Annotated in this window: 16 protein-coding genes; 2 read left to right on the top strand and 14 right to left on the bottom strand. The window is 62.7% G+C overall.

Features of this window, described 5'->3' with window-relative positions; all coding sequences use genetic code 11:
* Nucleotides 1-36: 36 nt before the first annotated feature.
* From HRU81_05970 to HRU81_05905, 14 genes are all read right to left on the bottom strand, one after another.
* Entirely contained in the window at nt 37-441 is a 405-nt protein-coding gene (locus HRU81_05970) for a helix-turn-helix domain-containing protein (protein QOJ31679.1), read from the bottom strand.
* On the bottom strand, nt 434-646 hold the full coding sequence (locus HRU81_05965; GenBank protein QOJ31678.1) for a hypothetical protein: 213 nt from the start codon (nt 644-646) through the stop codon (nt 434-436). Before HRU81_05965 ends, HRU81_05970 begins: the two co-directional genes overlap by 8 nt.
* 1 nt (nt 647) lies before the next feature.
* Nucleotides 648-1,109, bottom strand: a complete 462-nt coding sequence (locus HRU81_05960; GenBank protein QOJ31677.1) for a hypothetical protein — start codon at nt 1,107-1,109, stop codon at nt 648-650.
* A 314-nt stretch (nt 1,110-1,423) separates the two neighbouring features.
* The gene (locus tag HRU81_05955) at nt 1,424-3,610 is read right to left on the bottom strand and encodes an AAA family ATPase (GenBank protein ID QOJ33304.1); all 2,187 of its coding nucleotides are present in this window, start codon (nt 3,608-3,610) and stop codon (nt 1,424-1,426) included.
* The gene (locus tag HRU81_05950) at nt 3,610-4,365 is read right to left on the bottom strand and encodes a hypothetical protein (GenBank protein ID QOJ31676.1); all 756 of its coding nucleotides are present in this window, start codon (nt 4,363-4,365) and stop codon (nt 3,610-3,612) included. Before HRU81_05950 ends, HRU81_05955 begins: the two co-directional genes overlap by 1 nt.
* On the bottom strand, nt 4,365-4,787 hold the full coding sequence (locus HRU81_05945; protein QOJ31675.1) for a hypothetical protein: 423 nt from the start codon (nt 4,785-4,787) through the stop codon (nt 4,365-4,367). Before HRU81_05945 ends, HRU81_05950 begins: the two co-directional genes overlap by 1 nt.
* Nucleotides 4,784-6,460 (bottom strand): DEAD/DEAH box helicase, encoded by a 1,677-nt coding sequence (locus tag HRU81_05940; GenBank protein QOJ31674.1) that lies wholly within the window; start codon nt 6,458-6,460, stop codon nt 4,784-4,786. The genes HRU81_05945 and HRU81_05940 overlap by 4 nt, the downstream gene beginning before the upstream one ends.
* A 13-nt stretch (nt 6,461-6,473) precedes the next feature.
* A complete protein-coding gene (locus HRU81_05935) occupies nt 6,474-7,079 on the bottom strand; it encodes a hypothetical protein (protein ID QOJ31673.1) in 606 nt (201 codons plus the stop codon).
* Between the two features lie 2 nt (nt 7,080-7,081).
* On the bottom strand, nt 7,082-7,957 hold the full coding sequence (locus tag HRU81_05930; protein ID QOJ31672.1) for an ATP-binding protein: 876 nt from the start codon (nt 7,955-7,957) through the stop codon (nt 7,082-7,084).
* The gene (locus HRU81_05925; protein ID QOJ31671.1) at nt 7,954-8,268 is read right to left on the bottom strand and encodes a hypothetical protein; all 315 of its coding nucleotides are present in this window, start codon (nt 8,266-8,268) and stop codon (nt 7,954-7,956) included. Before HRU81_05925 ends, HRU81_05930 begins: the two co-directional genes overlap by 4 nt.
* A gap of 5 nt (nt 8,269-8,273) precedes the next feature.
* Nucleotides 8,274-8,744, bottom strand: coding sequence for a hypothetical protein (locus HRU81_05920; protein ID QOJ31670.1), 471 nt, complete (start codon nt 8,742-8,744; stop codon nt 8,274-8,276).
* Nucleotides 8,741-8,953 carry a DNA-binding protein gene (locus HRU81_05915; GenBank protein QOJ31669.1) on the bottom strand — a complete coding sequence of 71 codons (213 nt, stop codon included), beginning with the start codon at nt 8,951-8,953 and terminating at the stop codon, nt 8,741-8,743. Before HRU81_05915 ends, HRU81_05920 begins: the two co-directional genes overlap by 4 nt.
* Before the next feature lie 182 nt (nt 8,954-9,135).
* Nucleotides 9,136-10,140, bottom strand: a complete 1,005-nt coding sequence (locus HRU81_05910) for a hypothetical protein (protein QOJ31668.1) — start codon at nt 10,138-10,140, stop codon at nt 9,136-9,138.
* Entirely contained in the window at nt 10,103-11,332 is a 1,230-nt protein-coding gene (locus tag HRU81_05905; protein QOJ31667.1) for a hypothetical protein, read from the bottom strand. The genes HRU81_05910 and HRU81_05905 overlap by 38 nt, the downstream gene beginning before the upstream one ends.
* 205 nt (nt 11,333-11,537) lie before the next feature.
* Between HRU81_05905 and HRU81_05900 the strand changes: the two genes are divergently transcribed.
* Together HRU81_05900 and HRU81_05895 are read left to right on the top strand one after the other, a co-directional pair.
* Nucleotides 11,538-11,858, top strand: a complete 321-nt coding sequence (locus tag HRU81_05900; protein QOJ31666.1) for a helix-turn-helix transcriptional regulator — start codon at nt 11,538-11,540, stop codon at nt 11,856-11,858.
* A complete protein-coding gene (locus HRU81_05895) occupies nt 11,855-12,766 on the top strand; it encodes an ImmA/IrrE family metallo-endopeptidase (GenBank protein QOJ31665.1) in 912 nt (303 codons plus the stop codon). Before HRU81_05900 ends, HRU81_05895 begins: the two co-directional genes overlap by 4 nt.
* Nucleotides 12,767-12,790 lie beyond the last annotated feature (24 nt).

Below are 12,790 nucleotides of genomic sequence, written 5' to 3'. Positions count from 1 at the left end.
CAACGACTTCGCGACTGTTCGCAACTACACCCAACGTCAGCGGCAATTGCTGGCTGCCCCAGTTTTCTTTTCCATCTGCAGGTGCACGGCGACCAATTCCAGTGCCGTCTGCCAGCGACGCCATGCGGTTGTCCGGTCACAGGCAAAGCGGCAGCAGATGTCCTTCCACGGATATCGTTGTGCTCGCATCCAGACGAGGTGTCGCTGTTCTTCTTCCAGCCACTGAACCCACCGCATGGTCTCCAGCATCCGGTCGATGGCAGCAGGGTCGGGAGGAAAGCGGTAGACCCGTGGCTCAGCTCCCAGGTTTTCCCATGGCATGCGTTTGATCGCCGGCCAGCAGTTGAAGTAGCCCTGCACACGAACCGGAGGAAGGCGGTGGGCGGTTCGTGCGGCCTCGATGAATCGGTCCGCCACAGTCTCGATCGTCCACTCAGCCATGTCGACGCTCCTTCGGCCCGTACAGCCGATCGCCGATACGGCGAAGCAGTTCACGTTCGACCCAGTCGAGCCGCGTGTCGTCGGGCGATATCACCAGGATCTGTTGGTCGCGCCAGCCCTCGCGCTTGATCTGCTCCGGATCGGGTCGCGGATCGGGTTGCAGTCGAGCCAGGGCACAGCGGTATGCGGGAGTCGGAACCTTCATGTCACACCTCCTGCGTCTCGATCGCCCAGTGCAGGAGGGCAATGGCGTCGGCTTCGTTGTCGTCGGCAGGCGCGTGGCCACGCAGACGAACGGCGCCGATCATCTGGTCCTTGCTCGCATTGCCTTTGCCGGTGGCGTGCTTCTTGATCGTGCCCACCGGAACGCCCTGGTACGGGATCTGGTGGTGCTCGCACCATGCGGTGAGGTGGGCCATGAACCCGCCGTAGGCGTGTGCTGCATCGACGCCGGCGTGGCGGCGGACTTCCTCGAAGTACACCGCTTCGATGCCATCGCAGGACTGCTTGATCTCGGTGAGCCAGCGCTTGAAGCGCAGGTAGCGCATGCCGCCACCCTCAAATCGCTGCGGCTTGAAGGATTCCGTTCCGCTGGTCACGGCGCCGTCGCGATCGCGTACTGCCCAGCCGGTCTGGGTGCCAAGGTCCAGTGCCAGGATCGAGGGCACGGATGGCCGCCGATGATCTGAGCCCGGGTGGCCGGCAAGTCCCTGACGTAGGGCAGAGGGACCCTCTGGTCCCTCTCCTACGTAGTAGGAGGGGGAGTTTTCGCCAACTGGAGAAAGGGAGAAAGTCCAGCAATGGCGCGGGTTTGCGCCAGTTGGCAAGTTGGCAGCGATGCCAACTGCCAACTGCGGGTCATTCCCTGCAATGCCTTGATCTGACTGGACTTCCAGTTGGCAGGGGTTTGCCAACTGCGAGTAGTTGGCAAGGAAATGAGTGCAGTTGGCAACGGCGCTTCCAACTGCCGATTGGGCAATATTCATGGGGCCTCCGGATCGTTCAGTTCGTCGTGATAGACCCACACATCTGGGTTCTCGACGGGCATCGAGGCGCCGGAATGCGGGCACTTGTAGTGGGTGGGGAGCACCGTGTGCTCGCGCATCGGCAGCTCGCCGGTGGCCGTGTCGACATCGCCCGCTGGCATGCGCAGCACCATGCCTTCGACGCAGAGATAGCCGAACTTGGTGCGGCCGCTGGAGGGCAGACCGTAGTCAGCCGCGTTACGGAAATACTTGATGTAGCCCTGCGTCGAGAGCGCGGAGACGCGTTCGCGGATGGTGCGCTCGCCGCCCAGACCGGCCTTTCCCTCGAAAGATTCGGCGAACTGGTTGGCTGTGTAGCAGCGCCCGCTGCCGGCCTCCTCGAACAGGATCTGAAGGATCGCGTCGCGTTTGCGGCGGCGCTCGGCATCCAAGCGCTGGCCGTAGTCCTTCATCACCAACCGCTCGTTGGCGTCGACTTCCCGCCACTCACCGTTGATCTTGTCGACGTGCCGTTGCGGGATACCCGCGCCATTGCGCAGCTCGAAGATGAGCTGGCGAGTGGTGCGCGTTTCATCGGGTCGGAACAGCAGCATTCCGGTCGAGTAGTAACCGCGCAGGCTTCCTGCGCCGGCTAGTGCCTGGAACGGGTCCTCCTCAAACTGCTTTTTGCCTAGCTTCTTGGTGTGGTGAGCGAGGATCACCCCGGCGTCGGGATTGACCGCCTGGCGAATCCGCTCCACCCGCTGCGAGAGGAAGAACAGCATGGCGCCGTTGTCGTTCTCTCCACCGGCATCGCCGCCGTCGAACACGTTGCGGATCGGATCGATGGCGATGATGTCAGGAGGCTCGCCGCCAAAAGCCTTCGCGATCGCTGGGATCACCTGCGCCAGACCGGCGTCATCGAGCACCAGCCGCAACTGCGGCGTGGCCACGAAATTGGCGCGGGCGTCCAGAAGCCGATGGGACGGCAGGCGAACATCCTTCACACGCTCGCGCAGGTAGTGGTACTGGACCTCGGCCTGCAGGTAGAACACTCGTAGCGGACGGGGTGGATGCATGCCCAGAAACGCAGCGCCAGCCGCCATGTGAGCCAGCCACGACAAGAGGAAGTCACTCTTGCCGACCTTGGGCGCACCGCCGAACACCAACATGCCTGCGGGCGTCAGCACGCGCGGCGAGATCAGATCGGGTGGCAGCGGTGAGTTATCGTCGAGCAGTTCGCCGAGCGTGAAGGTGGGCAGGGAGGGAGCCGCCGCCTTGACCACGCGGCGTTCGCTCTGGGCGATGAATGCCGCGCAGTCGAACCCTTCGTCGACAGCGTCTGCGGCGTCCCACTTGGGTGGCTTGTCGGTGGGCGGCACCAGGATGGCCACGGATGTGCTGCCAGCAGCCACGCAAGCACGCGCTGCGCTCTCGGCGTAGTCCCAGCCGGGTGCATCCCGGTCCGGCCAGATGACCACGGATTTCCCCGCCAACGGATGCCAGTCGGTTTTGTCGACAGGAGCCTTGGCGCCGTTCATCGCGGTGGTGGCCGCAATACCGCAAGCGATCAATGCAGCCGCACACTTCTCGCCTTCGACCAGGACGACCTCTCGCGCCCTCGAGATGACCGGGAGGTTGTAGAGCGGCCTAGGGTCGGGCGCGCGCCACATGCGGGCACGAACATCCCAGGGGCGATATTCCTTGCCCGTCGGTGGGTCGTAGCGGTAGACGCAGGCGATCAGTTCGCCCTCGGGTGACAGATAGTCCCACTTGGCGGTGTAAGCGCCGAGGTCGTCCATTGGCACGCTGCGAACATCGCGGCGCATCGGCGTTATGTTCGGTGGAGCAAGACCGAGCCACTGCCGGATCTCGCCAGCGATGCGCGGGAAGTCGCTGCGTGCGGAGCGACCCTGCGACCGCGCCCACAGATCGATGACATCGCCGCCCTCGTCGGTGGAGAAGTCCTTCCACAGGCCGCGCCGTGGTCCGTCGAGTTCAACCACCAGACTCTTGCCAGGGTTGCCATCGACATCGCCGACGTAGAACTTGCCACCTCGGATGCGCCCCTGCGGAAACAGGTAGTGGAGAACGGCTTCGAGCCGGTCCAGTAGCCCCGCACGCAGCGCATCGGTATCGGATGCCAGTTCGTCGCGCTGCTCGGGGGCGTCATTGAAGTCGAGCCAGATGATGTTGTCGGCCATCATGTCGAACCCCAACAGCGGTCCTGCCAGGGGCAGAACTTGCACTCGACATGCGTCGGTGTAGTCGCATGGCGCGGCAACAGTTCCTGGCTGTCGGTCGCCGTGATGACCCGAACCGCGCGATCGGACATCCGCTGCGCCAGGCCGCCGTCGAACGGCACCAGCTCGAACCAGATCTCCTCGGAGTCCTTGTTGATCGCGGTGAACAACGCCGGGTTCGCGGAAATGCCCGGGATACTGGCTTCCATGTAGGCCTGATAGATGGCCATCTGCGCGGCATAGACCGGTTTGGATTTGCTGACGCCGTGCTTGACCGTATCCCGCCAGGACTTGTCGTTCATGGTCTTGCACTCCCATAAGGCGGGATAGGCCATGCCTAGCGCTGCGGGGCCGCCATTCAGCACGCCATCGACGTGCCCTTGAATACGGCCGCCTGCAACGGAAAAGCCGAACTGACCGCCGCTGGCCTTTTGGGTGTACAGATCGAATCCGGCCATGCGCAGCCAACGAATGGCCAGTTCTTCGAGAGCGTGTCCCACCTCGAAGATGCGCAACACGCGACCCGGGATGTCCCTGCCAGGATCGACAGGGGTTTGCAGATACTCGTATTGCAGCGCGCGCTCGCAGGCGACGCCCAATCGCGACGCACCGAGGTAGTTGCGACGGGATTGGTTGTCACGGTCGGCGCTTAGTGCAGCGTCGATGAGCACCCCGATCAGCTCATGGATCTTGGGACGGTGATTGAAATCCAGCATCAGAACGGCACTCCCGTCGAAGCCGGCTTGCCTTGTCGGGCAAGCCGCTCCTCAAGAAAGGCGCGGTCCTTTTCAGCCATGCGCTCGTGCTCGACGAGCATGTGTTCCTGGTAGGCGGTCACTACCACGTCGATCAGCATCAGCACTTCGTCTTTGCTGTAATCCGCCAACGGTCGCTGCATGCCGATGGAGCCCACATACTCGCCAAGCGGCGCCAGGCAGGACGCCATGGCGGCGAGCTCCATATCACTGGGATCGATCATGTGACCTCCCGTCTTTTCCATGAGTCGCGAAAATGCGTTCTGGCAGCGCATGGAGCAGAACACCCAGCGGTCCGAGTAACGTCGTGGATCGCTGCGCGGCAGGCGTGGATTGAAGTAGCCGAAGCCCTTGGCCTTTCGTGAGCAGACTGCACATTTCACGCGGCCTCCCGGTGGGCATCGTTGGCAGCCACCACGAGGCGCTGAATCGACGACTTGTTGAACTGGAAGGACAGCAGCGCCGAGGCCTGATAGCGCGTCATGCCAAAGTCGGCGCGCAGCGCCTGCGGCAGATAATGGAGTTGCTTCGCGGTCGGCGGCTCGTTCAGCCAACGACGGGTCTTGTGCGCGGAGTCAGCCGACTCGCGGTCGTTCAGCCAGTCATCGGCTTTGGCCATGCAAACCGTGCGGTCGCCGACAGCCAACAAGCGTGGCTGCAGATCCTTACCTCCGCCCACGGCGTGCCAGCGGCCGTTTAGGAAGAAGACGCCACCCCAGGCGTTGAAGCCAGTCGCCATCAGTGCGTCGTCGCAGCCGAACAGATCGCACCAGCGGAAGTTGGAGCGCTTGAGGAGATCGATCTCGGTCATCACGAAATCGGCCAGCGCATCTCCTTCCTCGGTGGTCTCGTTCTCCCAGACGAAGCCGCACAGCGGGCATTCACGGCAGCCGAGCGGGACGGTGGCTTCACAGGACGGGCAGTCCTTGGTAGGCGCTTCGCCGTGATGCTGGTGTCCGTCGAGATTGACGTCCTGTTCCAGAGATCCGTGCATCAAGGTCGCGGTGCCGAAGTCCAGGACCACGCAATCGGTCTTGATGACGCCCGGATGCTCCGCTGGGTCGATGGTGCGTAGGCCACGCCCGATCATCTGGGTCAGAGTCGACTTGTGCGAGCTGGGTCGCAGCAGAACCACGCAGGAGGTGGGCGTGAAGTCGTAGCCCTCCGTGAGCACAGCCACATTGACCACGACCTGCGCGGCACCGGATTCGTACTCGGTCAGTCGTGTCTTTCGCTCTCCGTCTGAGAGCTCGCCGTGCACGATCACGGCGGATACACCAGCATCCTGAAAGGCCTGGCGCACACATTCGGCATGGGCGACGGTCGAGCAGAACACGATCGTCTTGCGGTCGCCGGCCTTCTCACGCCAATGACGGATCACGGCATCGGTGATGGGCGTCTTGTTGAGAATCGCCTCGACTTCCGTCATGTCGAAGTCAGTGGCCGTGCGCCGGACCCGCGTCAACTGCTCCTGGGCGCCGACATCGATGACAAAGGTGCGTGGCGGCACGAGGTGGCCGGAGGCGATCAGCTCGCCGAGGGTGATTTGATCCGCGACGTTGCTGAAGACCTCCCGTAGTCCCTTGCCGTCACTGCGGACAGGCGTCGCCGTCACCCCGAAGATCTGGGCGCGCGAGTTCTTGTCCAGCACCCTGTCGATCACGCGGCGGTACGAGGCCGAGGCTGCGTGATGCGCTTCATCGATCACCAGCAGATCGAGGATCGGGATGGCAGCGAGATGGTTGTCGCGCGAGAGCGTTTGCACCATCGCGAACGTGGCGCGCCCGGACCAGGATTTGTCCTTGGCATCGAACACGGAGGTGCTGACGCCCGGATTCACCCGTGCAAACTTGGATAGGTTCTGGCCGGTCAGTTCATCGCGATGAGCGAGGATGCAGGCCTTGGTATCTGGCTCGGCCAACAAGCTGCCGGCCACCGCCGACAGCATGATGGTCTTGCCCGACCCGGTGGGGCCAACAGATAGGGTGTTGCCGTGTTGGGCGAGCGCCGCCAAAGAGCGCTCGACCAGCAGGGCTTGGCGGGGGCGGAGCATCATGGCGGCGTCCCCCTTACTGTGCCCAGCTCGGGCGACCCGGCACGGAGGCACGGCCCGTGGCCTGGGCATACGCGTTCGACCCGTTTGCGGGTGCTGGCGCTTTCGCCGCTCCCTGCGCGCCACCCATGAGGGCGGCGTAGTCCTTGTGGTCGGGCGTGATCGCGGCCTTGATCACGCTCTTGTCTTGGCCGTTCTGGTCTTTGTCCCAGTCGACCTTGCCGAGAAACTCGATGCCATCGAGATCGGCAAACCCGCTGATGCGGCGCGCGTTCTGCGCGGCAGGACTGTTGTCGCCAGGATGAACGCCGCGCGCTGAGTTGAGGATCGCCTTGACGAAGGTGCGGCCCATGTTGGCCCACTCAGGGCCTTTCGGGCTGTGCAGGCCGATCAGCGACCACATCTTGCGACGGGCGAACTCACCCTCCATCACGACGAACTCGCAGTTCAGGTACACCGAGCCGGTGTTGTCGTTGCGGGTGGCGTAGCCGCCGGTCCATCCCTGCGACGGATCATCGAAGCCACCCGGCTTGATGGTCATGCGGACACGCACGAGCGTGCCTTTGGGGATCAGGTCGAAAGAGGTCTGTTCGGAAGCGGAATTGAAATCGAAGTAGGTCATGATCAGGACTCCTGAGTCGAAGTGGATTCGGGGATGGCAGCGGGCGCGGGGCGCGCGAAATCGAGCCGTTCGGTAGCGGGCCTGGCCGGGCCGGCGATCTTTTCCATGAGGCGGCCGAGGTGCGGCTCCTCGATCGGATCGAGCCGCCCGGAGCGGTCCTTGGCGGGGTAGCCCCATGCGTTCAGCGTGTGGCAGACGAAGGCGCGGTAACTGGCGCCGTCATCGGCCTTCAGCTCGGCCAAGGTGACGACCTCATCGACGATGCCGGGCAGTTCCAGGCCGGTTTTGGAGCCGTCGATCTGCAGGGAGAACACGCGGCGATTGAAGTCGTCCAGCCGCTCATCGAGGATGCCGACGAACCACACGTTCTTGCCGCGCGTGTGCTGCAGGTGGGTCAGCCAGGCGATCATTTCCTGGCCCATCAGCCCGTATGCACCCCGGCTGTCGGGTTTGCCCGTCTTCTCGGAGTAGGCCTGTGGCTGGCCCTTGCACCATTGCAGGCACAGGCGACCGGCCACGGTGATGGAGTCGACGAACACGGTGTCGTACTTGTCCAGGACCGTCGGATCACCGAAGCGCGCGCATACGGCATCGAAGTGGGCTTGGCTGAACGGCTGGTCGTCGCGCAGCGCCGGGTTCGGCCCGCCGATGTACACCGCGAAGTCACGACACTCCTGCCAGGTGCGCGGACGGATCGTGTCGCCGGCCCAGCCCTCGACCGCGAGATCACCAGCCTCAAGATCAAAGAACAGCGTGGCCGTGGGTTTCAGCGTCCAGAGTTGCGAGGTCTTGCCGATGCCGCTCTTGCCGACGAGCACACCCTTCACGCCACGGCGCTCGGCCAGACGCTGGTCTGCAGTAATGATGGGGAGGCTCATTTGCCGGCCTCCTCAGCGCTAATGCTGGCGAACGCGTCAGCAACGGTGGTCATACCGAGCGCACCACGCTTGCGGGCCATTTCGTACAGGTCGCGCAGACCACTCAGGCGCCGATGGATAACGCGAGTTTCGGACTCCAGGCCCTGGATCGCGAACGCCACGTCATCGATGGTGGCGTCCTCAAGGCGACGCACGACTTCGTCGGGGCGGTTGCCGTCCAGCGCTGGGATGCGAATGGTTTCGGGCAGATCCCGGAGGTACATCTCCGGTTGTTTGCGCAGCAGTTCGAGCAGCGTAGGTTTGGTTTTCATGGCAATTACTCCTGAAGCAGAGCGAGACGAAAGCCCGGCTTGCCGGTCTTGAGGGTGCGTGCCGGTGCGAAGGCGCTCTTGAGCGACTCGGGCCACGCGTTGAACTTGATTTCCGAGATCCGGTAGCTGATGTCCACGTACTCGGACGGGTCATCGCCGTTGGCTGCAATGCGACGAGAGATCTCGGCGAGCCGCGTCTGATCCCAGTCGACTTTCTTGGGTAGATCGGCGGTGATGCGGACATGGCCGTCGTCGAAGTGGACGACACCGGTGTCCTTGCCTGCCGCCAGGCGGAGCTGGTGCGCGCGGTCGGCATACTTGAGATCCAGTGCGCGATCGACGTGCTCGACGATCGCCTTGGCAGCGGCGAGAAGATCAGCAGCGTCGTTCTTGAGCTGGAACAGCGACTCGCTGGCAAGCGCAGCCAGTTCGCCGGCCGGGGTGGTCAGGACTTCGTCGGGGGAGATGCGGTTCACAGCGCACCTCCCGCATTGACGCGTTCAGAGGTGCTCTTGCGCAGGCTCTCGGACTCGTAGGCTTCGATGTCCTCGATGCGATAAGCGACGCGACCCTGCAGCTTCAGGAATACCGGGCCGATACCTTCGGAGCGCCAGCGCTCAAGCGTTGCTTCGCTGACTCCCCAACGGTCGGCCAATTGGCCTTGATTCAGATGTTTGACACTCACGATGCACTCCTTCTGGTTGTTGCGAATTCGTGAGGTCAGTTTCGAAGTCGGCCTGTGCGGGCGTCTGCCGCCGCCATGTACGGGCTGATGTACGGGCGCAGCTTCTGCGGGGAAAAGCGGGGCCCAGAAAGCAAAAAACCGCCCGAAGGCGGTTGTGCGTGGTGCTGCCAACTGGTGGCGGGTCAATCTCGGCGGAAGCCATACTTCCCCTTTTCAGGGTTGTCGATGTAGTCCTCCCAGTCGGTGTTGCCACTGAACAGGTTCTGCATGCGCTGACTGCGCGCCGTCTTCTTATCTGCATAGGCTGCGTCGAGAATTTCAGCGGCTGGGAGAATCCACCTGTCGTTGATAGCCTGCTCGAACATGTAGCGGACTGCCGCAGCCTGACGCTCGCCCTTGATCGTCCATGGCTTGGTCTTGGTGCGGATGGTCAGCGTGTTGGTGTACTCGTCGAAGTGCACCGGCAACACGGGGCGGATCGCCCCATCGGGCGGAGCGGCCAGTATTCGATGTAGGAGGTCCATGTCGATGCACGGCGTGGCGACGTAGTCGACGATTGCAGCTCGTAGCGATGCGAATCGGTAGCTACGCGGCGGCCGGACAAACTGCGGCAGCACACCTCCCGACGACAAGATCAGGCCCTGATCAGGCAGACCGGTTTGGCTGAAATGCCGAAACACCTGTTCGGCGGATCGCGCCAACCCACGAACAAGCCAGACGTCTGTCAGTGCTGGTCCCACTCTGGTCTTGCCAAGATGCCACAGTGAATCGTCCAGAGAGGGCGTCTCGATGCCCTTGCGCAGGGCCTGCGCGATACCGAGAAGATCAGAGACGACGTTCAGGATTGCCGGCGGTCGGACGCTGAAGACTGCGACCTCTGCGGCCGGGACGAACTTCCATCGAAAAGTCTCGGGGCACCGGTATCGATAGCGGTCAGGCTGGTCATCCTCGGCCAGGTCGACATGCACGCGGTCATCGCCGAGTGGCGCTGGGTAGCTCCCGGAATAGCCGACGCAATCCGCCCAGTGTTCCAACTGCTTGGCGGTCAGGGAGGTACGCCCGAAAGCGCTCCACCCTGGGACGCCATGAAGCCGCTGTCCATCTCCATCGAGAATCGGCTGTCCCGACTGCTCGAACAGGTCGATCAGCTCAAGCAGCGACTGCGTCGGCAGGGGCTTCGACGACATGCCCAATCTCCTTCACCAGATGCCATTTGGCGAGCAGGCGATCGCACAACGCCCGGTCCTTTTCCCGCTTCGTCTTGATGTTGCACTTGTTGTCGTCACGCAGGATCACGGTGATCGTCCGCGCGCGGTCCTTGCCGACCTTTTTCAGCTTGATGGACAGCTTGGCGTAGTTCAGGTGGTGATCGCGGAAGTCGAAGGTGGGGCTGATCAACGACCGAGCAGCGGCGTAGATGTCGTCGACGTCCTTGGTCCAGATCTTGACCAGCAGCGACCGACCATTGGCAGCGGAGTAGCCAAGCTCGACGACCTTGACGTGAGCCACGGGCTCGCCAGCCGAGTCGAAGTTTCGCGGCGCCGCCAGGCTCTGGTAGTCGTACTGCTTGAGCGGGATCTTCTCGCCGGTGATGGGCGCTTGCAGCAGGGAGTCGGCCACGATTCGGGCCAGCGCTTCGCGCCCATCCGTATCCTTTGACAGCACCTCCAGGTGTCCATTGGCCGGCTCATAGGTGATGTGCGATGAAACCGCACGGATCACCTCTTGTGGCACCAGTTCGCTGGCCTGCACGCAGTCGATTATTTCCGGTGGGCGGTTGTGGTGGATGCTGATCTGGTAGAGGTCCACGTCTTCGCCGGTCTGCGTATCGGGCCGCAGGCGCTTGAAGATCTGGATCGCGACGGCGTCATCGGAGCACCCGAGTTGTTGGGCCACGGTCTGGTGGAACGCCGTCTTGGCAGCTGCATCGTCGAGTACAGCAAGGTTGGCGGGCGCCATGAAGCCCGAGTAGCAAGAGGCGCTTTGCCGAAACACGTCGGCCTGCCGGGCGTTCAGCGCTTCCTCGAAGAGCGCGAGCTCGTTGATATGAAGCCACAGCGCCCGCTGGTACTGGTTCGGGATCGCAGCGAAGGCTTCCCGGGCGGCGTCATCGAAAATATCGTCCTTGAAGCCGTCGATGACGTCCTGGCCGGCGCCGTCCGACAAGAGCACGATTCGTTCGGCCACTTCCTCGATCCGCTGCCGCTCACTCACCCCAAGGGCGGACAGCACGGCCTCCATCTGTTCACGCTGCTCCTTTTTCGGCTTCTTGGTGTCCAGGTCCGGCATGGCCAGGCTGAACTCGTCCACCATGAATTCACGGAACACTGCCGGCGGCAGGTGTCCCAGGAGCTTGGTCAAGTTCTCTGCATCATTCATCTACATACCCCTCAAAAGGTTTGGATTGGCTTGGTATCAGCCCCGACGGCCCCTTTTCCTAAGTGGGGTGTGCAGACCGATGGCGTTCGGTGTACCGAACGATTGTGATTGTCTCGGAGCGGTTAGGGGTTTGTCAAGCAGGTACGAATTCGTTCGGCGTAGTGGTATTATTTTCGGCCTGACGCGAACACATGAGGAGATAACGGTGCCATCGCCCCTGGGGGACAAGATCCGCGCATTTCGGAAGCAGAAGAAGCTCAGCCTGGAGCAGTTGGCCGAGCTGACGGACTCCAGCAAGAGCTACATCTGGGAGCTGGAGAACAAGGACGATCCGAAACCATCGGCCGACAAGATCGGCAAGATCGCCGCCGTCCTCGATGTCACCACGGAGTTCCTGTTGACCGAGTCGGCCGCCACGCCGGACGAGCAAGTGCTCGATGAGGCCTTCTTCCGCAAGTACAAAACCATGTCGGAGCCGGACAAGAAGAAGATCCGCAAGATCCTCGATGCCTGGGAAGATGAATGACGGATGCGAAGAAGCCCATGGCCGAGGCCAATCGCATCTCGTCCATGCTCAACACGGTTCTCGGTGCGGATCGCTTTCCGGTCAAGGTTGATGAGCTGGCGCTGGAGTATTCCCGCCAGTGCTTTTCAGACTCGCCGATCGACAAGGTCCAGGGCGAGGATCTCGACGGTTTCGATGGTCTGCTGAAAGCCAACAAGTCGCGGTCGAAGTGGCTGGTCCTCTACAACAGTGCCACCCCGTCGGAGGGTCGCAAGCGCTTCACGATTGCGCATGAGTTCGGTCACTACATCCTGCACCGTCACCAGCAGGACATTTTCGAGTGCGGCGACGGTGATATCGAAACGGGAGACAACAACGAGCGCGACATCGAGGCAGAGGCGGACTTGTTTGCTTCGACCCTGCTGATGCCGCTGGACGACTTCCGGCGCCAAGTCGACGGCCAGCCGATCAGCTTCGATCTGCTGGGCCACTGCGCAGACCGCTATGGTGTATCGCTCACGGCCGCCGCCTTGCGCTGGACTGAGATTGCACCCAAACGAGCGGTGCTCGTGGCCAGTCGCGACGATCACATGCTGTGGGCCAAGTCGAACAAGGCGGCGCTGAAGTCTGGCGCCTACTTTGCGACCCGCAGGAACACCATCGAACTGCCGGGTGATGCGCTGGCGCACAGCAACAACGGCTGGGCCGGCAGCCAGCAACAGACGGCACAGGCGCAGCTCTGGTTTCCACGCGAACCGGAGAGCATGCAGGTCAATGAAATGATCAGGGTTGCCGGCCAATACGACTACACCCTGACCTTGCTACTGCTGCCTGAAGCCGAGTGGCAGGGAGCGCGCCACGACGACGAGGAGCCGGAGGAAGACACCTACGACCGGTTCATCCGCAACGGCCAGTACCCGGTGCGGTAACTCATACTGTACGGATCATGAGAG

The sequence above is a fragment of the Gammaproteobacteria bacterium genome (genome assembly GCA_015709695.1).
Taxonomy (GTDB): domain Bacteria; phylum Pseudomonadota; class Gammaproteobacteria; order Steroidobacterales.
The sequence above is the reverse complement of the archived record's forward strand: the minus strand, read 5'-3'. Positions and strand labels throughout refer to the sequence as shown.